20 protein-coding genes are annotated in these 19,204 nt (G+C 68.1%); 7 read left to right on the top strand and 13 right to left on the bottom strand.

The genetic code is table 11. The annotated features are described in order from the left end of the window. Positions 1-15 precede the first annotated feature (15 nt). The 3 genes from purL to AB0I14_RS19025 are packed head-to-tail and all read left to right on the top strand — an operon-like array spanning position 16 to position 4,708. Positions 16-2,334, top strand: coding sequence for a phosphoribosylformylglycinamidine synthase subunit PurL (purL, locus tag AB0I14_RS19015; protein WP_358024768.1), 2,319 nt, complete (start codon positions 16-18; stop codon positions 2,332-2,334). Further along, entirely contained in the window at positions 2,331-4,058 is a 1,728-nt protein-coding gene (locus AB0I14_RS19020) for an alpha/beta hydrolase (protein WP_358024771.1), read from the top strand. The genes purL and AB0I14_RS19020 overlap by 4 nt, the downstream gene beginning before the upstream one ends. Next, a complete protein-coding gene (locus AB0I14_RS19025) occupies positions 4,058-4,708 on the top strand; it encodes a CPBP family intramembrane glutamic endopeptidase (protein ID WP_358024774.1) in 651 nt (216 codons plus the stop codon). The genes AB0I14_RS19020 and AB0I14_RS19025 overlap by 1 nt, the downstream gene beginning before the upstream one ends. Here the strand turns inward: AB0I14_RS19025 and AB0I14_RS19030 are convergent. After that, a complete protein-coding gene (locus tag AB0I14_RS19030; protein WP_358024778.1) occupies positions 4,629-5,894 on the bottom strand; it encodes a hypothetical protein in 1,266 nt (421 codons plus the stop codon). The genes AB0I14_RS19025 and AB0I14_RS19030 overlap by 80 nt on opposite strands. A gap of 63 nt (positions 5,895-5,957) precedes the next feature. Continuing rightward, entirely contained in the window at positions 5,958-7,130 is a 1,173-nt protein-coding gene (locus tag AB0I14_RS19035) for an MCE family protein (RefSeq protein ID WP_358025466.1), read from the bottom strand. 51 nt (positions 7,131-7,181) lie between these two features. Between AB0I14_RS19035 and AB0I14_RS19040 the strand changes: the two genes are divergently transcribed. After that, positions 7,182-7,568 (top strand): sterol carrier family protein, encoded by a 387-nt coding sequence (locus tag AB0I14_RS19040; RefSeq protein ID WP_358024781.1) that lies wholly within the window; start codon positions 7,182-7,184, stop codon positions 7,566-7,568. 10 nt (positions 7,569-7,578) lie between these two features. Here the strand turns inward: AB0I14_RS19040 and AB0I14_RS19045 are convergent, their stop codons facing one another. Beyond that, positions 7,579-8,787: a DoxX family protein gene (locus AB0I14_RS19045; RefSeq protein WP_358025468.1), complete on the bottom strand. Its 1,209-nt coding sequence runs from the start codon at positions 8,785-8,787 to the stop codon at positions 7,579-7,581. A 355-nt stretch (positions 8,788-9,142) separates the two neighbouring features. Between AB0I14_RS19045 and purF the strand changes: the two genes are divergently transcribed. Both purF and purM read left to right on the top strand, forming a co-directional pair. Then, positions 9,143-10,684 (top strand): amidophosphoribosyltransferase, encoded by a 1,542-nt coding sequence (gene purF, locus AB0I14_RS19050; protein ID WP_358024784.1) that lies wholly within the window; start codon positions 9,143-9,145, stop codon positions 10,682-10,684. 90 nt (positions 10,685-10,774) lie between these two features. Further along, entirely contained in the window at positions 10,775-11,866 is a 1,092-nt protein-coding gene (gene purM / locus AB0I14_RS19055) for a phosphoribosylformylglycinamidine cyclo-ligase (protein WP_358024787.1), read from the top strand. An 81-nt stretch (positions 11,867-11,947) separates the two neighbouring features. On the opposite strand, the gene AB0I14_RS19060 is transcribed toward purM, so the two are convergent. Together AB0I14_RS19060 and AB0I14_RS19065 are read right to left on the bottom strand one after the other, a co-directional pair. After that, positions 11,948-12,121, bottom strand: a complete 174-nt coding sequence (locus AB0I14_RS19060; RefSeq protein ID WP_082449106.1) for a DUF3073 domain-containing protein — start codon at positions 12,119-12,121, stop codon at positions 11,948-11,950. A gap of 262 nt (positions 12,122-12,383) precedes the next feature. Then, positions 12,384-13,478, bottom strand: a complete 1,095-nt coding sequence (locus tag AB0I14_RS19065) for a folate-binding protein YgfZ (RefSeq protein ID WP_358024790.1) — start codon at positions 13,476-13,478, stop codon at positions 12,384-12,386. A 67-nt stretch (positions 13,479-13,545) separates the two neighbouring features. Here AB0I14_RS19065 and AB0I14_RS19070 point away from each other — a divergent pair, with 67 nt between their 5' ends. Then, positions 13,546-14,424 (top strand): aminodeoxychorismate lyase, encoded by an 879-nt coding sequence (locus tag AB0I14_RS19070; protein WP_358024793.1) that lies wholly within the window; start codon positions 13,546-13,548, stop codon positions 14,422-14,424. 412 nt (positions 14,425-14,836) lie between these two features. Here the strand turns inward: AB0I14_RS19070 and AB0I14_RS19075 are convergent, their stop codons facing one another. The 8 genes from AB0I14_RS19075 to lmeA all read right to left on the bottom strand — a co-directional run bounded on the left by AB0I14_RS19075 (position 14,837) and on the right by lmeA (position 19,099). Continuing rightward, positions 14,837-15,085, bottom strand: a complete 249-nt coding sequence (locus AB0I14_RS19075) for a hypothetical protein (protein WP_358025470.1) — start codon at positions 15,083-15,085, stop codon at positions 14,837-14,839. Further along, positions 15,085-15,756: an FABP family protein gene (locus AB0I14_RS19080; RefSeq protein ID WP_358024796.1), complete on the bottom strand. Its 672-nt coding sequence runs from the start codon at positions 15,754-15,756 to the stop codon at positions 15,085-15,087. The genes AB0I14_RS19075 and AB0I14_RS19080 overlap by 1 nt, the downstream gene beginning before the upstream one ends. 227 nt (positions 15,757-15,983) lie before the next feature. Next, positions 15,984-16,286: a DUF1416 domain-containing protein gene (locus AB0I14_RS19085; protein ID WP_029110402.1), complete on the bottom strand. Its 303-nt coding sequence runs from the start codon at positions 16,284-16,286 to the stop codon at positions 15,984-15,986. 1 nt (position 16,287) lies between these two features. Next, positions 16,288-17,124, bottom strand: a complete 837-nt coding sequence (locus AB0I14_RS19090) for a sulfurtransferase (protein WP_358024799.1) — start codon at positions 17,122-17,124, stop codon at positions 16,288-16,290. A 47-nt stretch (positions 17,125-17,171) separates the two neighbouring features. Next, positions 17,172-17,654, bottom strand: coding sequence for a DUF4395 domain-containing protein (locus AB0I14_RS19095; protein WP_358024801.1), 483 nt, complete (start codon positions 17,652-17,654; stop codon positions 17,172-17,174). Between the two features lie 91 nt (positions 17,655-17,745). After that, positions 17,746-17,835 (bottom strand): Ms5788A family Cys-rich leader peptide, encoded by a 90-nt coding sequence (locus AB0I14_RS19100; protein WP_350222965.1) that lies wholly within the window; start codon positions 17,833-17,835, stop codon positions 17,746-17,748. A gap of 29 nt (positions 17,836-17,864) precedes the next feature. Next, positions 17,865-18,287, bottom strand: coding sequence for a thioredoxin family protein (locus AB0I14_RS19105; RefSeq protein WP_358024804.1), 423 nt, complete (start codon positions 18,285-18,287; stop codon positions 17,865-17,867). Further along, entirely contained in the window at positions 18,284-19,099 is an 816-nt protein-coding gene (gene lmeA / locus AB0I14_RS19110) for a mannan chain length control protein LmeA (RefSeq protein ID WP_358025472.1), read from the bottom strand. Before lmeA ends, AB0I14_RS19105 begins: the two co-directional genes overlap by 4 nt. Positions 19,100-19,204 lie beyond the last annotated feature (105 nt).

A 19,204-nucleotide genomic window follows, 5' to 3' on the forward strand; every position in this document is an offset into this window, starting at 1 on the left:
GATAGACTCTTGGGCGTGACGTCTGAGCTCACCCACGACATCGACACGGTGCAGCGGGCAGCCGCCACCCCCGATCAGCCCCAGCCGTACCGCGAACTCGGCCTCAAGGACGACGAGTACGAGCGGATTCGCGAGATCCTGGGTCGCCGCCCCACTGACGCCGAGCTGGCCATGTACTCGGTGATGTGGAGCGAACACTGCTCCTACAAATCCTCCAAGGTGCACCTGCGCTACTTCGGTGAGACCACCACCGAGGAGATGCGCGCCGGCATGCTGGCCGGCATCGGCGAGAACGCCGGCGTCGTCGACATCGGCGACGGCTGGGCGGTCACCTTCAAGGTCGAGTCGCACAACCACCCGTCCTACGTCGAGCCCTACCAGGGTGCGGCGACCGGCGTCGGCGGCATCGTCCGCGACATCATGGCGATGGGTGCCCGGCCGGTGGCGGTCATGGACCAGCTGCGCTTCGGCGCGGCCGACGCACCGGACACCCGCCGCGTGCTCGATGGCGTGGTGCGCGGTGTCGGCGGCTACGGCAACTCGCTGGGCCTGCCCAACATCGGCGGCGAGACGATCTTCGACCCCTCCTATGCGGGCAACCCGTTGGTCAACGCGCTGTGCGTCGGTGCGCTGCGCAAGGAAGACCTGCACCTGGCGTTCGCCTCGGGCACCGGCAACAAGATCATCCTGTTCGGTGCGCGCACCGGCCTCGACGGCATCGGTGGTGTCTCGGTGCTGGCGTCGGACACCTTCAGCGGCGACGAGAGCGGCGCGGGCCGCAAGAAGCTACCGAGCGTTCAGGTGGGCGATCCGTTCACCGAGAAGGTGCTCATCGAGTGTTGCCTCGAGCTGTACTCGGCCGGCCTGGTGGTCGGTATCCAGGACCTCGGCGGTGCCGGATTGTCTTGTGCCACCTCGGAACTCGCCTCCGCCGGTGACGGCGGCATGCACATCGAGCTGGACCAGGTGCCGCTGCGCGCCAAGGACATGAACCCGGCCGAGGTGCTCTCCAGCGAGTCGCAGGAACGCATGTGCGCCGTGGTCACCCCCGAGAACGTCGACGCGTTCCTGGCGGTGTGCCGCAAGTGGGACGTGCTGGCCACCGTGATCGGTGAGGTCACCGACGGGGACCGGCTGCAGATCACCTGGCACGGCGACACCGTGGTCGACGTGCCGCCGCGGACCGTGGCCCACGAAGGCCCCGTCTACGAGCGTCCGGTGGTCCGCCCCGACAGCCAGGACGCCCTGGTCGCCGATACCTCGGCCAAACTGCCGCGACCCAAGACCGGCGACGAGCTCAAGGCCACCCTGCTGGCGCTCATCGGCAGCCCGCACCTGTGCAGCCGGGCGTTCATCACCGAGCAGTACGACCGCTACGTGCGCGGCAACACCGTGCTGGCCGAGCATGCCGACGGCGGTGTCCTGCGCATCGACGAGGCCACGGGCCGCGGCATCGCGGTGTCCACCGACGCGTCAGGCCGCTACACCCAGCTCGACCCGTACACCGGCGCACAACTGGCGCTGGCCGAGGCCTACCGCAACGTCGCGGTCACCGGCGCCACCCCGGTCGCCGTGACCAACTGCCTCAACTTCGGGTCCCCCGAGGATCCGGGTGTGATGTGGCAGTTCAGCCAGGCCGTCCGCGGGCTGGCCGATGGCTGTGCCGTCCTTGGCATTCCGGTCACCGGCGGCAACGTCAGCTTCTACAACCAGACCGGATCCACCGCGATCCTGCCGACGCCGGTGGTCGGCGTGCTCGGTGTGATCGACGACGTGAAGCGACGCATCCCCACCGGGCTGGGTACCGAACCGGGTGAGACGCTGCTGCTGCTCGGCGACACCCACGACGAGTTCGACGGGTCGGTCTGGGCGCAGGTCACCGGTGATCACCTGGGCGGAGTTCCGCCGAGGGTGGATCTGGCCCGTGAGAAACTGCTGGCCGAGGTCCTGACCGCGGCATCGCGCGACGGCCTGATCTCCGCGGCGCACGATCTGTCCGAGGGCGGGCTGATCCAGGCTGTGGTCGAGGCCGCGCTGGCCGGTGAAACCGGTTGCCGGGTCATCCTTCCGGAGGATCTCCCCGAAGGTATCGATCCGTTCGTCTTCCTGTTCTCCGAGTCCGCGGGCCGCGTTCTGGTGGCCGTGCCGCGCACCGAGGAGAGCCGGTTCCGGTCGATGTGTGAGGCCAGGGACCTACCGGTCACCCGGGTCGGCGTAGTGGACCAGGGCCCCGAAGGCGGAGAACCCTCGATCGAGGTCCAGGGACAGTTCAGCATCACCCTCGCGGAGCTACGGAGCACGTCGGAGGGCGTGCTGCCCGGGCTGTTCGGGTGACGGCGAGAACCCTCGACGAACGTCATCCTCTGCTGCGCTGGGCCTGGAGCCTGGTGCGACTGGACTTCACCGGCATTGCCGTGGGAGCCCTGTTCTTCTGTCTCTCGCTGACCCCGTCACTGCTGCCGCGCGACTGGCTGTTCGCCGGCCTGATCGGCGGCATCAACGCCGCCATCGGCTACGGGATCGGGGTCCTGCTGGGAAAAGTGCTGTACCGCTTTGCTTTACGGCGCCGGGCATGGTGGCCCCCGGGTAAGCCCGTGTTGCTCGGCCTCAAGGCGGTCGTCGTCGCCGGGGCGATCACGGCATCCATCCTGATGCTGATCCCCGCGGCGGCCTGGCAACGGCAGGTCTCGGCGTTGATGGGTATGGAAGGCCCGGCCACGCTGGGCTATCTGCGCACCCTGATCATTGCGGTCGCGGTGGCCGGCGCGCTGATCGCCACCGCGCGGATGCTGCGCGATACCGTGCGGCTGCTGGCCAGGTGGTTCATCCGGCGCTGGCATCTGCACCGCGAGGTGGCTCAGTTCATCGGGACCGCCATCGTGGTGGTGCTCGTCGTCACGCTCGTCAACGGTGTGCTGTACCGCGGGTTCCTGGCCGGGGCCAGCCGCGTGTTCCAGCCGCAGAACGCCACCACCGGTGCGGGCATAAGCCAGCCGACTGAACCCGAAAGATCAGGCAGCCCAGCATCATTCGCGACCTGGGATTCGCTGGGGTTTCAGGGCCGCAACTTTGTCGCGACCGGTCCGCGCGCGGCCGAGCTGGAGAAGCTCAACGGTGCGCCGGCCAGAGAACCGATCCGGGTGTACGCCGGTTTGCCCACCGCCGATTCCGACGATCAGCGGATCGCGGTGCTGCTCAGCGAGCTTGAGCGCACCCATGCCTTCGACCGCAAGCTTCTGGTCATCGTCCCCACCACCGGCACCGGCTGGGTCAACCCGCTGGCCGCCCGCGCGCTGGAGCTGATGTACAACGGCGACACCGCGATGGTCGGCATGCAGTATTCCTATCTGCCGAGCTGGATTTCGTTCATGGGCGACCAGGAGAAGTCCATGAACATCGGCAGGCTGATGATCGACGCGATCCACGCACGGTGGGAGCAGTTGCCGCCCGAACACCGCCCCAAGCTGGTGCTCTACGGGGAGAGCCTGGGATCTATGGCCGGGCAGGGCGCATTCAGCTGGCTGCCCGACATCTCCAGGATGGGCTTCTCCTCGGTGCTGTGGGTCGGCCCGCCCAACGCCAGCCCGCTGTGGCGCGGCCTGACCGTGCGCCGCGATCCGGGGACCCCGGAGGTGCGTCCCCGCTACGACAACGGTCGCACCGTCCGGTTCTCCGAGGCCGCCGATGCCGCCGAGATCGCGGACGATGCCGCCGCGCCGTGGGAAGGCACCAGGGTCCTGTTCCTGCAACACCCGTCCGACCCGATCATCTGGTGGTCGACGGATCTGCTGTTCTCCGAACCGGATTGGCTGGTCGAGGCGCCGGGCGGGGACCGAACCGCCTCGATGCGGTGGTATCCGATCATCACGTTCTGGCAGGTGGCGGCCGACATCACCAACGCATCGAGCGTCCCCAACGGACATGGGCACAACTACGGCGAATCGGTGCTCGACGGCTGGGCTGCGGTGGCCCCACCGGACGGCTGGACGTCCCACGACACCGAACGTATCCGGCTGGCGCTGGCGAAGGCCGCGGCCGACGACGGACCCGAATACTGATGGCGGCCGCCCGGATTCGCGCCGTGGCGCTGGCGGCGGGCCTGGTGACGTGGAAGGGCCTGGTCGATCCGAGGTTGCCGGCCCGGTGGCAGCCGCTGGTGCGGGCGACTCTCGGCAGTGCCCTGCTGGTCGGAACCGGGGCCCGACCGGGCCTAAGGCCGCCCGCGTTGTGGTCGGGTGTACGGCTGGGCGCGGCGGCCGCGACCGCGGTGAGCGCCGGTGTGGCGGCGACGTCGGCGGTGCCGATCGTCCGCACCGGGATGCGCCAGAAGACCCTGCCCGCAGCGCCCGGCAGCTGGCTGGCGCTGCGGATCCCGCTCGGGACCGTCTGGCCGGAGGAGGCCGCCTTCCGTGCCGCACTGGGCAAGGTCGGTGCGGAAGCGTTCGGTCCGGCCGGCGGTCAGATGCTGCAGGCCACCGCCTTCGGGCTGTCACACATCTCCGATGCCCGGGCCGTAGGCCAACCCGTGATTCCCACCGTGCTGGTCACCGGGGTTGCCGGGTGGGTGTTCGGCTGGCTTGCGCAGCGCTCGGCGAGTCTGGCCGCGCCGATGCTGGCGCACCTGGCGATCAATGAGGCGGGCGCGCTGGCTGCACTGGCCTACCAAGCCGCGCCAGCAGCGCTGCCACCGCGAGGATCGCAGCCGTGACGACCAGGGGCCACAACGTGGGCATCGAGAAATCGGTGACCCGCAGTGGGATCAACACCACACCGACCGCCACCACGGCCAGGACCAGCCGCGGTATCTGCTGTGCCGCAGCGGAACCCTCGACACGCGAATTGGCTTCGGTGACAAGCACATAGACCACCAGAAGGAGCAGCGCGGGGACTGTCATCTGCAGCCTGCCGAGGTGATCCTGGAACCGGGAGAACGCCATGGCCAGCACGCACATCACCGCGGGAACCAGGAGCGCCACCTCCGGACCGGAACCGAACAGCCGCCCCGCGACCCGGGTGGCCGCCCACATCAGGGCCAGCAACGCGGCCGAGCCCAGACACAACGCAGCGGTGGTGAACCAGTAGAACCCGGCATCGGCGAAGAACTGGGAAACGATCAGCGAGAGATTCACGGCGGTGCTGTGAAACCCGCCGGTCGCGCCCATGTTGGCGGCCGACAACAGGGCCACCGCGCCCAGTGCCGTAACCCCCACCGCGGTGCCCACCGGGCGTGCCACCGACTCCAGACGGCCGCTCACCACGGTCGCCGCCTCGAAACCGACCAGGCCGAGGCCGAGCGGTATGGCCCCCGCGGTGGCCAGCAGGACCGAATCGACGTGAGTGCTCCCCATCGCCATCGGCGGTGTGCCCGTTGCCACCCGGGCCACGATCGCGAGCGCCAGATAAAGGAAGATCAGCAGGCCCACGCCGGCCAGCGCGGCAGCCGTCGCACCCACCGCCCGGGTGGGCAGGTAGGCCACCACCGCACCGGCGATGACCACCACGGCCACCGACCAACCGGGCCACCACCAGCCGGCCAGCGCCGTCTCCAGATCCGGTGCGCCGGTCAAGGGCTGCAGCGCGAGCGCCAGGGCGGCACCCACCCCCAGGAGCGCATACGCCGCCAGTTGGATGAGGCTGGTGAACCGCCCGGCCGCCGGACCGACGGTGGCGGCGACGAGGTCACCTGTCGACACCGCCTGCGGCGCGTGCCGGTGCAGGCGGGCGAACGCGAAGACCAACACCGCCGCGATTACTGCGGCGCACAGGCCGGCGATCCCGTTGAAGATCGCGGCGCCGATCGGTGCGAGGGACAGGCCGATGGCGCGCCAGGCTGGAAGTGGAGGGGGCCAGGCGGTGGGTGGCCCGGGGCTCGCCGGTACTGCGCGTTTAGGCATCGGCACTACCGTTCACAAAGTCCCCTCTCACCCGAAATCCCCTGGATCAAGATCGTAGAGCCGTCACGGATTGATCGTGGGCTCACCGATCTGTCGGCCCCAGACGTAGTCGGTGAAGATCGGCGAGCCGAGTTCGACATGGTTGTACGGCGCGATCGACAGCCCGGTGTCCATCACCAGATACGGCGCAGGCCACAGGTCGGCGGTGATCGGCTTCCAGCAACCGGGCTTGCCCTCGGGCCCGCCCTTGGCGTTGACCCGCGGCAAATTGTCCGGATAGACGTACATGTTGCCCACGCCGATGCTCGACAAGGTCCCGGTGCTTTCGAAGGAATATCCGTTGTCGCCGCCGAACGTCGCATAGAAGGCGGGCGCGACGTCGTGGTAGTTGCGGATCGTGCAGAAGAGCTGCCCCTGATACTTGTCGAACAGCTTCGACGTCGGGATCAGATCCTGCGCGCCGCGCTGCAGATACGGGCCACCGCGCTCGAGGATGTCGGAGCCGGTCCCGGCGAAACCGATCGCCGCGACCAGCGCGGCGTCGAGGTGACCGCGCTGGGAGTTGAAGGTGGCGGCGCTGCTCGCGGCGTGGGCGAGGCCGTCGAACAGGTCAGGTCCGGCCGCCGCATAGCGTTCGCCGAGATCGGCCAGCGCGGTGATGTCGTGGCGCAGCGCAGGCATGCGCGGGTTCACATCGTCGAGGATGGTGTTGCCGTCGGCCAGCGACTGCCCGAAGGCACTGCCCAGCCCGGTCAACGCCTGGGCGGTGGCGGACAGGGTCTGGTTCAGCTTGATCGGGTCGACCTGCTCGGTGATCGCGGTGATCGTCTCGAACAACGTGTTGAACTCGGTGGTGACCGCCGTGACGTCGAGGGGCGTCGAGATCGAAACCCGTTGCGGGCTCGGATGTTCCGGTGAGGTAAAGGCCACGTACTTGTTGCCGAATACGGTGGTCGCCTGGATCGAGGTCTGCACGTTGGCCGGCAGCAGGTCCAGGTACTTCGGGTTGATGTCGAGACGCACCAGAGCCCGGACCGGATCGGAGTCGGCGCTCACCGCGCCCACCCGGCCGATCGGAACCCCGTTGAAGGTCACCTTCGAACCCGGATCGAGGACAAGGCCCGCCCGTGCGGCCAGCAGTGTCAGCGGTGCCTTGGGTTCGAAAGCGCCCCGGAACTGCGCCACGATCAACCCCAGAATCAGCGCGACGATCGCCAGAAACACTGCACCGGCCATGCGGTACGGCGGATTTCGGTGATCGGCAAACACTTTGCGAGACTCTATGGCATGGCCGCGCGAGGCAGTGTCGATCCGCAAAAGACCAGGGCGGCGGTCGCCGTGGTGGCCGACTGGCTGCGCGCACCCACCCATCCGGAACCGGCCCGCACCGAACTGGCCGAGGCGGTTCGGCTGACCGCGCGCAGCCTGGCCGCGATGGCCCCGGGCGCCAGCGTCGAGGTGCGGGTGCCGCCCTTCGTCGCGGTGCAGTGCATCGCCGGGCCGCGGCACACCCGCGGCAACCCGCCCAACGTGGTGGAGACCGACCCGCGGACCTGGCTGCTGCTGGCAACCGGACTGCTCGATCTCGACGCGGCCGGTTCCGCGGTGCAGATGTCGGGATCGAGGGCCGGTGAGGTGGCGCGGTGGTTGCCCCTGGTGCCGCTGGGGGACTGACCTCACTGATTCATTTGAAGTACGGGTACTCCTGCACCCAGTGGAAGCCCCGGTTACGCAGGGTGAACTGGTCGAGATCCACCTGGTCCAGCCAGATCGTGACGTTCCGGCCCGACAACTTGCCGGTGAGCTGCAATTCCTGCGGTGACGGTCGCGACGCGGTCAGCATGGCCAGAGGTGAGCCGTCCGATCCCGACACCGTCAGTCGGTCCCCGTCGACCTTGACCGGGGCATCCACCAATTCGCCGCTCATCCGCTCATAGGTCACCACCTCGGGCAGGTCGAAAACGACCCGCTGCCAACGGTATTGATCGGTGGTCAGCGGGGGTGTCGTCCTGCCGTCGACATCGAATCGGCTCACCGTCCAGATTCCGTACAACTCGGGTTTGACGCGGCCACCGCCGTACGCGCTCCAACTCAACCAGCCGGTCAGTACACAACCGGCCACCATCCAGATGCCCAGCACGGCCTGCACCCGGGCCGCGATGGTGTTCGACCGCGCATCGGTGAACAACTCGGGCTGCCCGGCCGGCTCGGTGCGCCGCTGCAAGACGAGGAAGTCGGCCAGCCGGCGGTACTGCGGGGCCAGCAGCACCAGACCCATCAACAGCAGATGTCCGGACAGAATCTTGACCGGCACATCGAAGGTCATGTTCAGCAGGAACACCTGCACCATGCTGGCCACGCCCAGCAGCGCGCCCAGCGTCGCGGTCCGCGGCAGGAACAGCAGCAGCCCGGCGACGACCTCGACCGCGCCAAGCGCCATCTCGTACGGATAGGAGCTGCCCACCTGTAGCCACAGCACCGACGCCGGGCTGAACTCGCCGTACGGGCGCAGCAACGCCGCCAACGGCGGGGCAGGCATCTGCGTCGGGATGAGTTTGGCGAATCCGTAGAACAGCATCTGCCCGGCCACACACAGTCGCAGAAACGTCAGGAACCACGCCCACAGCCGCGAATAGTCCGGCCGCCGCCGGTCCAGCCACGACCACACCGCGGTGCCCACAACGGCGACGGTCAACAGACAGCACACCATCACCCAGATCGCGGCCTGATCCCCGCTGCCGGAATCCCGGTGCAGTACCGCCTCGACCCCGAAGACATGGCTGCCGACCCAGCGCAGCACCGGGTCCAGCACAGTCATCTGCCACATCACGGCCTGCTCCGGCAGCAAGCGGCCGACAACCCCCAAGAAGGTAAAGGTGATCTGCGCGAACATCAGACAGAACAGGCCGAAGTACAGGAAGCAGAACCGGAATGCGATCTTCGTCACCTCCGGCCACGGTTGCCGCTGGGCCGCCGCGTCGGAATCGAGGGGATCGGTTGTCGGTTTCTCCGAGAGTTGGCGCGTCACGAAATCCATCCTTGCCGTTGGCATGTGGTGGGTCGATGGGGTTATCCCGACGGATTCGGGTGCGGCCGGCCGCACCACCGGGCAGCGCCGCCGGAATGGGGACCGTGCCGTCCGCTGTTGTAAATGCCGGTGCCGGAACGGCCATTCGATTCTTTGCTTGGCCCCACTGGACCGTAGACTCGGTTATGTCACCAACCGCCGCCCCGGGAGCAGCCCTATCGTGACTGGTCAGCAACTCGACGAGAACGAACCGCGCGAGGAATGCGGCGTATTCGGGGTCTGGGCCCCGGGTGAAGACGTCGCAAAGCTCAGCTATTACGGCCTGTACGCGCTGCAGCACCGTGGCCAGGAGGCTGCGGGTATTGCGGTTTCCGACGGGTCGCAGATCCTGGTGTTCAAAGATCTCGGTCTGGTCAGCCAGGTGTTCGACGAGCAGACTCTGGCCGCGATGCCGGGCCATGTCGCCGTCGGGCACTGCCGTTACTCCACCACCGGTTCCACCACGTGGGAGAACGCCCAGCCGGTGTTCCGCAACACCGCCGCCGGAACCGGCGTCGCACTCGGCCACAACGGCAACCTGGTCAACACCGCCGAACTGGCCACCCGGGCCCGCGCCGCCGGGCTGATCGACAACAGATCGTCGACGGGCACCATCGCCGCTACGACGGACTCCGACATCCTGGGCGCGCTGCTGGCCCATGGTGCCGCCGACGCGACCCTGGAGCAGGCCGCCCTGGAGCTGCTGCCCACGGTGCGCGGAGCCTTCTGCCTGACCTTCATGGACGAGAACACCCTCTACGCCGCGCGCGACCCGCACGGGGTGCGTCCGCTGGCGCTGGGCCGGCTCGACCGCGGCTGGGTGGTGGCGTCGGAAACCGCCGCGCTCGACATCGTCGGCGCCTCGTTCGTCCGCGACATCGAACCCGGTGAACTGCTGGCCATCGACGCCGACGGCGTGCGCTCAACCCGGTTCGCCAACCCCGAACCCAAGGGCTGCGTCTTCGAGTACGTCTATCTGGCCCGCCCGGACAGCACGCTGGTGGGCCGCTCGGTACACGCCACGCGCGTCGACATCGGCCGTCGGCTGGCCCGCGAGCACCCGATCGACGCCGACCTGGTGATCGGCGTCCCCGAGTCGGGAACGCCGGCCGCTGTCGGTTACGCGCAGGAATCCGGGATCCCGTTCGGCCAGGGCCTGATGAAGAACGCCTACGTGGGCCGCACCTTCATCCAGCCCTCGCAGACCATTCGGCAGCTGGGCATCCGGCTCAAGCTCAACCCGCTGCGGGAAGTGATCCGCGGCAAACGGCTCATCGTCGTCGACGATTCGATCGTGCGCGGCAATACTCAGCGCGCACTGGTCCGGATGCTGCGCGAGGCCGGAGCACTGGAGGTCCACGTCCGGATCGCCTCGCCGCCGGTTCGCTGGCCCTGCTTCTACGGCATCGACTTCGCCACCCCGGCCGAGCTGATCGCCAACGCCGCACCCGCCGAGCACCAGGGCGAGATGCTGGAAGCGGTACGGCACGCCATCGGAGCCGACAGCCTGGGCTACATCTCCCAGCAGGGCATGATCGCGGCCACCGAACAGCCTCCGACCCGGCTGTGTTCGGCCTGCTTCGACGGGAACTACCCGATCGAACTGCCCGGCGAGACCGCGCTGGGCAAGAACGTCGTCGAGCAGATGCTGGCTACAGCGGCGCGCACCGGTATCCCGCTGCAGCCCGACAACGACAACGCATCGGCGCTGCGCAGACCCTGACGCTGTAGTGGCCGTCGTGGTGGCCTTGAGGGGTCCTTAACGCCTCCTGCGCTGTACCCCCGCAATGTCGGGGCGGTAGCCTTGCTTGCGATGACTAAGGGCGCCGAACAGCACGGCATCGCCGAACACAGCAGCATTTCCTACGCTTCGGCCGGAGTGGACATCGAAGCCGGTGACCGCGCCGTCGAACTCTTCAAACCCCTCGCCGCCAAGGCGACCCGTCCGGAGGTCAGGGGTGGCCTTGGCGGCTTTGCCGGGTTGTTCGCCTTGCGGGGCGGATACCGCGAGCCGGTGCTGGCCGCCTCGACCGATGGGGTGGGCACCAAGCTCGCCGTGGCGCAGGCCATGGACAAGCACGACACGGTCGGGCTGGACCTGGTCGCCATGGTGGTGGACGACCTGGTGGTGTGCGGCGCCGAACCGCTGTTCCTGCAGGATTACATCGCCGTCGGCCGCACCGTCCCGGAGCGGGTCAGCGCGATCGTCTCCGGCATCGCCGAAGGGTGCATCCAGGCCGGCTGCGCACTGCTGGGCGGCGAGACGGCCGAGCACCCCGGACTGATGGAACCCGACCACTACGACATCTCCGCGACCGGTGTCGGCATCGTCGAAGCCGACAACGTGCTCGGGCCCGACCGGGTCCGCCCCGGCGACGTGATCATCGCCATGGCATCCAGCGGACTGCACTCCAACGGCTACTCACTGGCCCGCAAGGTGCTGCTGGAGATCGACCGGATGAACCTTGCCGGCCACGTCGAGGAATTCGGCCGCACGCTCGGGGAAGAGCTGCTGGAACCGACCCGCATCTACGCCAAGGACTGCCTGGCGCTGGCCGCCGAGACCCAGGTCCGCACGTTCTGCCACGTCACCGGTGGCGGGTTGGCGGGCAACCTGGAGCGTGTCGTGCCCCACGGACTGACCGCAGAACTGGATCGCGGTACGTGGACGCCGGCGCCCGTGTTCCAGATGATCGCCCAGCGCGGCCGCGTCGAGCGTGCCGAGATGGAGAAGACGCTCAACATGGGTATCGGGATGGTCGCGGTCGTCGCCCCTGAGGACACCGACCGTGCGCTGGCGATCCTGACCGCACGTCACCTGGACTGCTGGACGCTGGGAACCGTGAAGAAGGGCGGCAAGGACAGTGTGCGCGCCCACCTGGTTGGACAGCATCCGCGGTTTTAGGTGTTAGACAGGTCGCGCTGATAAGCGACGTGCGCAATCAGCGCGACCTGTATCTAAGTTTTACGACAGAGTGGCGACGGCTCAGCGCCGCCAGTCATCCTCGCCCGACCAGTCTTCGGCGTCGTCATTGGCGTCACCGGAATCGGGAGATCCCGACAGCTCACGTTGGAGCTGACTGAAGTCGGTATTCGGCGAGCTGTACTTCAGGTCACGTGCAACCTTGGTCTGCTTTGCCTTAGCCCGGCCGCGGCCCATGGGGGACCCCCTCGCGCAATAACGGAGCGGCCCAATAGCTAGGCGGCTCCGATCTGTGTGTCTTTATTGTCCTGCCAACACTTTACCGTGCCCGCCCGCGAAGTGCTGTCAGGCCCTGCCCACGGTGAGCGGTGGGGGCCCGACTGCCCCGCGTCGTCGCACAGCTGCACGACCATCACCAGGATCGCAGAATTTGCGAAGAGACGGTCGTCACGTCGTCGTTGACCGGGTGAGTTTACGTGCTGATGCGCAGATTCACGGGTTAACGACGCCGGAGTCGCTCGACTGCAGCCCGGCCGGCTCCGGCGGTGGCATCGGCCGCGGGCATGGAATCCGGGTCGATCACGGCCGGTGCCTGAGCCTGCTCCCCGGCGACCAGCTCGGTATCGACCGGTATGCCCCGCTTGAGCAGGGCCAACGCGATCGGGCCGTCGTCGGCGTGCTCGACGACCGTGCCGACGCGGCCGACGTTGCGCCCGCCGGCGGTCACCGCATCGCCGGTGACCGGTCGGTCAGCGGAACCGTCGAGTTGCAGGATCACCAGCATCCGGGGCGGTTTGCCCAGGTTGTGCACCCGCGCAACGGTCTCCTGACCGCGGTAGCAGCCCTTGTCCAGGTGCACCGCTCCGACACCGGGGCCGCCGATCCAACCGACCTCGTGCGGGATGGTCCGCTCATCGGTGTCCACCCCCAGCCGCGGCCTTCCGGACGCCACCCGGTGCGCCTCATAGGCCCACACCCCGGCCGGCCGGACCCCGGTGTCAATGAGCCGCCGGGTGTATTCGGCGACCGACTCGCGCGGCACCACCAGGTCCAGTTCGATGCCAGACGCGGGCAGCCGGCGCAGGAACCCGCCGCCGGGGAGCGCCACCGCCGTCGCCTCCTGCGGCAGCTGTCCGCAGCCCAGGGCGGCGATCACCTTCTCGTCGGCCAGCCCAGGCCCCAGCAGTGACAGCACCGCCATATCGGCCGGCTCGATCTGCACGTCGGACCAGAACACCATCTTGCGTAGGTAGGCCAGCAGGGGCTCGCCCCGCCACGGCTCGGTGTCCACGTAGGTGGTGCCGTCGAGTTCGGTCTGGATCCAGTGATCTTCGACACGGCCCTGCAGATCCAGGCTGAGATTCTCGGTGACCGCACCGTCCGGCAATGCGCTGACGTGCTGGCTGGAGATGCTGTGCAGCCACGTCTGGCGGTCCTTGCCGGCCAGAGTGAGGACGGCCCGGTGAGACCGGTCCACCAGGACCGCGGCGCCTGCTGCGGCGTGCTGTTCACCGAGCGGATCACCGTAATGCCAGACGGCGCCTGCGTCGGGACCTGCCTCGGGCGCCGGAACCGCCGACGGTAGTGCACTCATAGGCCAACTGTACGTTTGTCGCTCTTCGCCCAAGCTGCTCGCGGGGCGCAAACTACGCTGGAGCCCCATGGCGAGCCCACCAGCCGTGCTGGTCACCCTTGACGGGCAGATCCACGACCCCAACGCCCCGCTGCTGCATGCCGACGACCTGGCCGCGGTACGCGGCGACGGGGTGTTCGAGACGCTGCTGGTGCGTGACGGCAGGCCCTGCCTGCTGGAGGCGCACCTGGCCCGGCTCACCCAGTCAGCCAAGATGCTGGATCTGCCCGAGCCGGAACTCGAGGCCTGGCGAGCGGCGGTTGCGCTGGGGGCGCAGCGCTGGGTCGCCGAGAACGACGGCGACGGCGTGCTGCGTCTGGTGTACAGCCGAGGCCGCGAGAGCGGCGGCCCGGCGACCTCATTCGCCACCATCGGCGCACTGGCCGACCGGGTCGCCGGCGTGCGCCGCGACGGGTTGGCGGCGATCACCCTGGACCGCGGGCTACCCCTGGCTGCCGGCGATATGCCGTGGCTGGCTGCAGGTGCCAAGACCCTGTCCTACGCGGTGAACATGGCCGCGCTGCGGCACGCCGAACGCCACGGCGCCGGCGACGTGATCTTCGTGAGCTCCGACGGCTACCTGCTGGAAGGTCCGCGCTCCACCGTGGTGATCGCGAACGAAGGCCCCGACGGTCAACCACTGCTGCTGACCCCGCCGCCGTGGTACCCGATCCTGCGCGGCACCACCCAGCAGGCACTGTTCGAGGTGGCCCGCAACAAAGGCTACGACTGCGACTTCCGCGCGCTCAAACCGGCGGATCTGCTTACCGCACAAGGGGTTTGGCTGATTTCCAGTATCACGCTCGCGGCCCGGGTGCACACCCTGGACGGGAAGCGACTGCCCGATGCGCCGCTGGCCGCCGACATCTCCGGCCTGGTGGACGCGGCGATCGTCTGCGATCGCTGAGCTGCGAATAAATCGCTTGTCGGGGTGAACGCACGGGGGTAGCTTCGTTTGCACACAGGGAAGGAGGTGGTCCGTCAAGTGAATGACTTATGGACATGTGAGGTGGCTGCCCGCTAGCAGCGCCGGGGGTATTGCCTGCGCGCGCTGGCGAATTCCCCGCAGCCACCCGGCCCCCGAGCTCCTCGGTCAGTCCAACCAGGTACCAAGGCTCGGGGGCCGCCCCATGTCTGGGGTAGGGCCCGACCTGATTACCGCGGCGGGCCGCCAAAATCGCCCCGGGGGCGGTTGTGGCGACAGTGACCGGCACGCCTGCATGGCGGCCTGTCTCAGGCGATGACCGTAGGAGACCCCGCTGAGCACCGGTTGGTTGCCGGCTAGGTGTGCGCTGTGCGGCGGACCGCTACGGAGAGAACTAACTCGGGCCCGGCGCCAGCGTCGAACACGCCTTGATGGCCTGCTGCCAGGTCTGCTCGTCCACCCCTGACGGAGGCCCGGCGACCGGGCCGGGCGCGACGGGCACGCCGTGCCCGGACATGCAGTGCGCGTAGGTGCCGTGCTCGGCAGGCGGCGCGGTGGGAGCCGGTTGCGGCCCCTCCGACGAACAAGCACCGAGAATCGCTGCCGCGGCAAGCAGTCCTGCCGCGAGGATCGGCCGGCGCATCATCCGACGAACCGCGACAGTCGGGCCGACAGATGCGGCACCAGGCCGCCGTCGGCGTCTACACGTTCCTCCACGTAGCCCAGGTCGCCGCCTTCGACAATGCCGTAGAGCCGTTTGGCGCCGCCCACCAGCAGCCCGGACTTACTGCGGGCCAGGGCGTCGGTGACCAGCTCCCAGGAAGCCTGCGTGAGGGGCTTGCCGTAGAAAAGTTCGACATAGCCAGCCGAATGGGCCAGCAGCAGTTCGATGGCCTGTGACTCGTCACGGCCGGTCGGATCATCGGGATCGGTCACGAATCGCCAGAACCCGGTTTCGCGCAGGCCGGGTGAGTCGTATTCACCCGATTCGTTCAATCGCCACGACCGGGAGTCCCAGTTCAGGTAGTCGCCACCGTCATGGGAGACGACGATCTGCTGACCGAACCGGTAGTCGCCGTGGGTGTCGCGACCTTCGCCTTCGCCGCGCCAGACGCCGACCAACGGCAGTAGCGCCAACAGTGCGTCGTTGAGGCCGACGCCGTCGCGCAGGTTCGCGGTATCGGCAGGCACCGGAAGGTCGTCGAAGGCCGGAATGTTGCGGGCGGCCGTGGCCTTGGCCCGTTCGGCGGCTGCCGCTACGGCGCGGTCACCGGAACCCGGCCCGGAGGCCGGGGCGTCGCCGCCCGAGGTCACGACTCGTCGGTGACGAGGCGGTACAGCGCGTACAACGCGAACCACGTGATAACCACGACGGCCGCGACGAGCATCATCTCAAAGAAGAGCACCACGAGAGAGAGTCTAGTTCCTAGTCGAGGGTGTCGGCGCCCCGGGTCGGGGCGCCCTATACCAGCCGAACGTGGGCTTGTGTACGAGGATTCGCACGTATCTCGCACACAAGCCCACGTTCGAGCCGATAGGTCTCAGGCGACCTTGACGTCGACCTCGTGGATGCCTGCGCCGGACGGGGCCACGCTGGCATCGCCGTTGCCCGCGGGGGACAGGGCGCGCAGCGTCCAGGTGCCCGGGGCGGCGAAGAACCGGAAGTCGCCGGTTGCCGAGGCCACAACCTCAGCGGTGAACTCGTCGCTGGAGTCCAGCAGGCGCACGAAGGCGCCGCCGACTGCCTGGCCGGAGCCGTCCACCACGCGACCGGTGATGACCGTTTCCTTCTCCAGGTCGACGCCGGCCGGCAACGTCAGTCCTTGCTTCGGTGCAGAGCACATATCAACTTCCCAACTCGATCGGGGCGCCCACCAGGGAGCCGTATTCCGTCCAACTGCCGTCGTAGTTCTTGACGTTCTGGTGTCCCAGCAGTTCCTGCAGCACGAACCAGGTGTGCGAGGAACGCTCACCGATCCGGCAGTAGGCGATGGTCTCCTTCTCGCCGTCGAGGCCGGCGGCCGCGTACAGCTTGGCCAGGTCCTCGTCGGACTTGAAGGTGCCGTCCTCGTTGGCTGCCTTGCTCCACGGAACGTTGATGGCGCCGGGGATATGCCCGGGCCGCTGGCTCTGCTCCTGTGGCAGGTGAGCCGGTGCCAGGATCTTGCCGGAGAACTCGTCAGGCGAACGCACGTCGACCAGGTTCTTCGTACCGATCGCGGCGATGACCTCGTCGCGGTAGGCCCGGATGTTGTTGTCCAGGGGCTGGGCGGCGTACGAGGTGGCGGGGCGGCTGACGGCGTCCTTGACCAGCGGACGTGCGTCGAGCTCCCAACGCTTGCGGCCACCATCGAGCAGCTTGACGTCGGCGTGGCCGTACAGCTTGAAGTACCAGTAGGCGTAGGCCGCGAACCAGTTGTTGTTGCCGCCGTACAGAATCACCGTGTCGTCGTTGCCGATGCCCTTGTCGGACAGCAGCTTCGAGAACTGCTGCTGGTCGACGAAGTCACGCTTGACGGCGTCCTGCAGATCGTCTTTCCAGTCGAGTTTGACGGCGCCGGGGATGTGGCCCTCGTCGTCGTAGGCGCTGGTGTTCTCGTCGACCTCGACGAACACCACGCCGGCGGTGTCGAGATTGTTCCCGGCCCATTCGGTCGAGACCAGGACGTCGGAACGTGCCATGTACGAATTCCTTTCGGTTGCTTGCTATTTGATATGTCGGGCGGATGTCATGCGGGACTGGGGGCGCGGCGCAGCCGAGCCACCAGCGGGTAGATCTGGCAACCCAGGCAGATGCCGAAGGCGGCGTTGAGGAAGGCCGCCACCAACGCGAACGCGGTGGCGGTGAGGCCGAGCGCGGTGATGCCGAAGGCGAACCCCACGGCGCCGACGACGGCGAAAACGAAGCCGACCAACTGGGCGAACTTCAGGGGCGGCACCGGCTCGCGTTCGGTGACCGGTGTGAGGCGCGGCGCGATGAAAGTGGCGAACAGACGGCCGTAGGGATGCTTGCGCGGGCCGCCGGCCGCGCCGATGGCGAACACCACCGCCTGGGCGCCCAGCAGCGCCGCGGCCGCGAGCTCGTTGACCCCGGCGACCAGCAGCGTGCCGATCAGTACCGCGGTGGTGACCCAGGCGGCGAACCGCGGCCCCCGCACGTCCACCTGGGCAGGCTGAACACCAGCGATGGGTCGGGATGATGTCGATGACATGTGAACGAACTCCTGTTGTTGTCGAAGGTCCGGTTGTGTGCAGGCTCAGAGCACAAGGCCCGAGCGGGCGCGCAAAAGCGCGCGGCTGCGCTCAACAGCAACAACAACAGCAGCAACCCGCGACGCGGCACAGATCGACTGCGCGGCGCTTGGTGAGCACAAGCTCAAGGCGGGCTGACACGACCGACAGCTTACCCAATAACCGCCGGGTCAGGCCAACAGTGGTTCCAGCGCCGAGCGCAGGTCAGCGGCCTTGGGGACCCCGCTGGTGCGGTATCGGGGCCGTCCATCGCGGTCGAAGATGATGGTGGTGGGCAGCGACAGCACCGAAAGCCGCCTGGCGGCTTCGGGATTGGCGTCCATGTCGATTTCTACGTGGGCAACTTCGGGCATCGCGGCGCAGACCTGGTCGACGACACGTCGTACCCCGGCACAGGGCCCGCACCATTCGGCCGTGAAATGCAGCACCGTCGGGCCGGTGTGGGAAAGTCCGAGGTCACTGGTGTCGATGTTGGCGGCCTCTTCACCTGCCCTGATCATGCCGGCGCGCAGCGTGATGAGGCGACCGATCACGTAGGCCACTCCGAGCGCGGCGATCAGCACCACGATCACAAGCACCATCGAAGAGCTCATGACTGTCTGAACCCCGCCAGGTCGAGGGTTACTCCCGAGGCGATGCCCTCGATGATCACGTCGGAGCCACGGGCACCCGCGGTGGTCGGGGCGATCCCGAACGGCAGTTTCTGCCCGGTGATGGTGTGGCTGAACTCGGCCAGCACCGCGGCGGTCTTCTCGTCGGGTACCGGCTCGTCGGCGGTTCCGGGGCCGGTCAGGATCCCGGTCGCGGTCAGGACCAGGGTGGTGTCGTCCCGGTCGGCGAAGGACAGGTCGACCGAGACACTGACCCGCTTGTCCAGCCCGGAGCCCTTGGGGGTTCCGGTGAACACCAGCCCCTGACTGCTGGAGATGCCGGACTCGGTGGTGCCCCCGGTGGCGTCGTTGGTCTCCCGCGAGGGAGCCTCCACCAGCAGGTCGTCGATGCCCATGAACCTGCCGATGTGGGTGGAGTCGATGATGATGCGGCTCTCGGCCTTCGTGACCGGCAGTTTCGCGTCAGGCGGGATCAGCCACGACGAATCGGTGGTGTCGATGCCGTGCAGGGTGGCCTCCAGTGAGGCCTTGCCGACCACCGGGTGGTCGACGCCGGCGGCACGGATCTCGATCTCCCTGTAGCGATGGTTGCGGACCTGGGTGAGGAACGGGAAACCGAGGATCGCGACCCACGGGTCCCAGCTCAGTCCCGCGGCTGTGCGGACGTTGCGGGCCAGTCGGTACTCGGCGTAGATCGCGGAGCCGAAATCGGCGCCGACGACCCCGACGATGAGCGCGGTCACGGTCGCGGTGAGCCCGATCAGCAGTTTGCGCACCGCCACATTGTCGCCCACGGCCATCGGATCGAAGCGCTCGGCGCGGCTGATCAGCAGGTGAGGCGTTATCGTTAGTTCACAAAAGCCGGTAACGGCTACATGTCAGTCATGAATCCGACCGTG

The organism is Mycobacterium sp. NPDC050441 (genome assembly GCF_040655355.1).
Taxonomy (GTDB): Bacteria; Actinomycetota; Actinomycetes; order Mycobacteriales; family Mycobacteriaceae; genus Mycobacterium.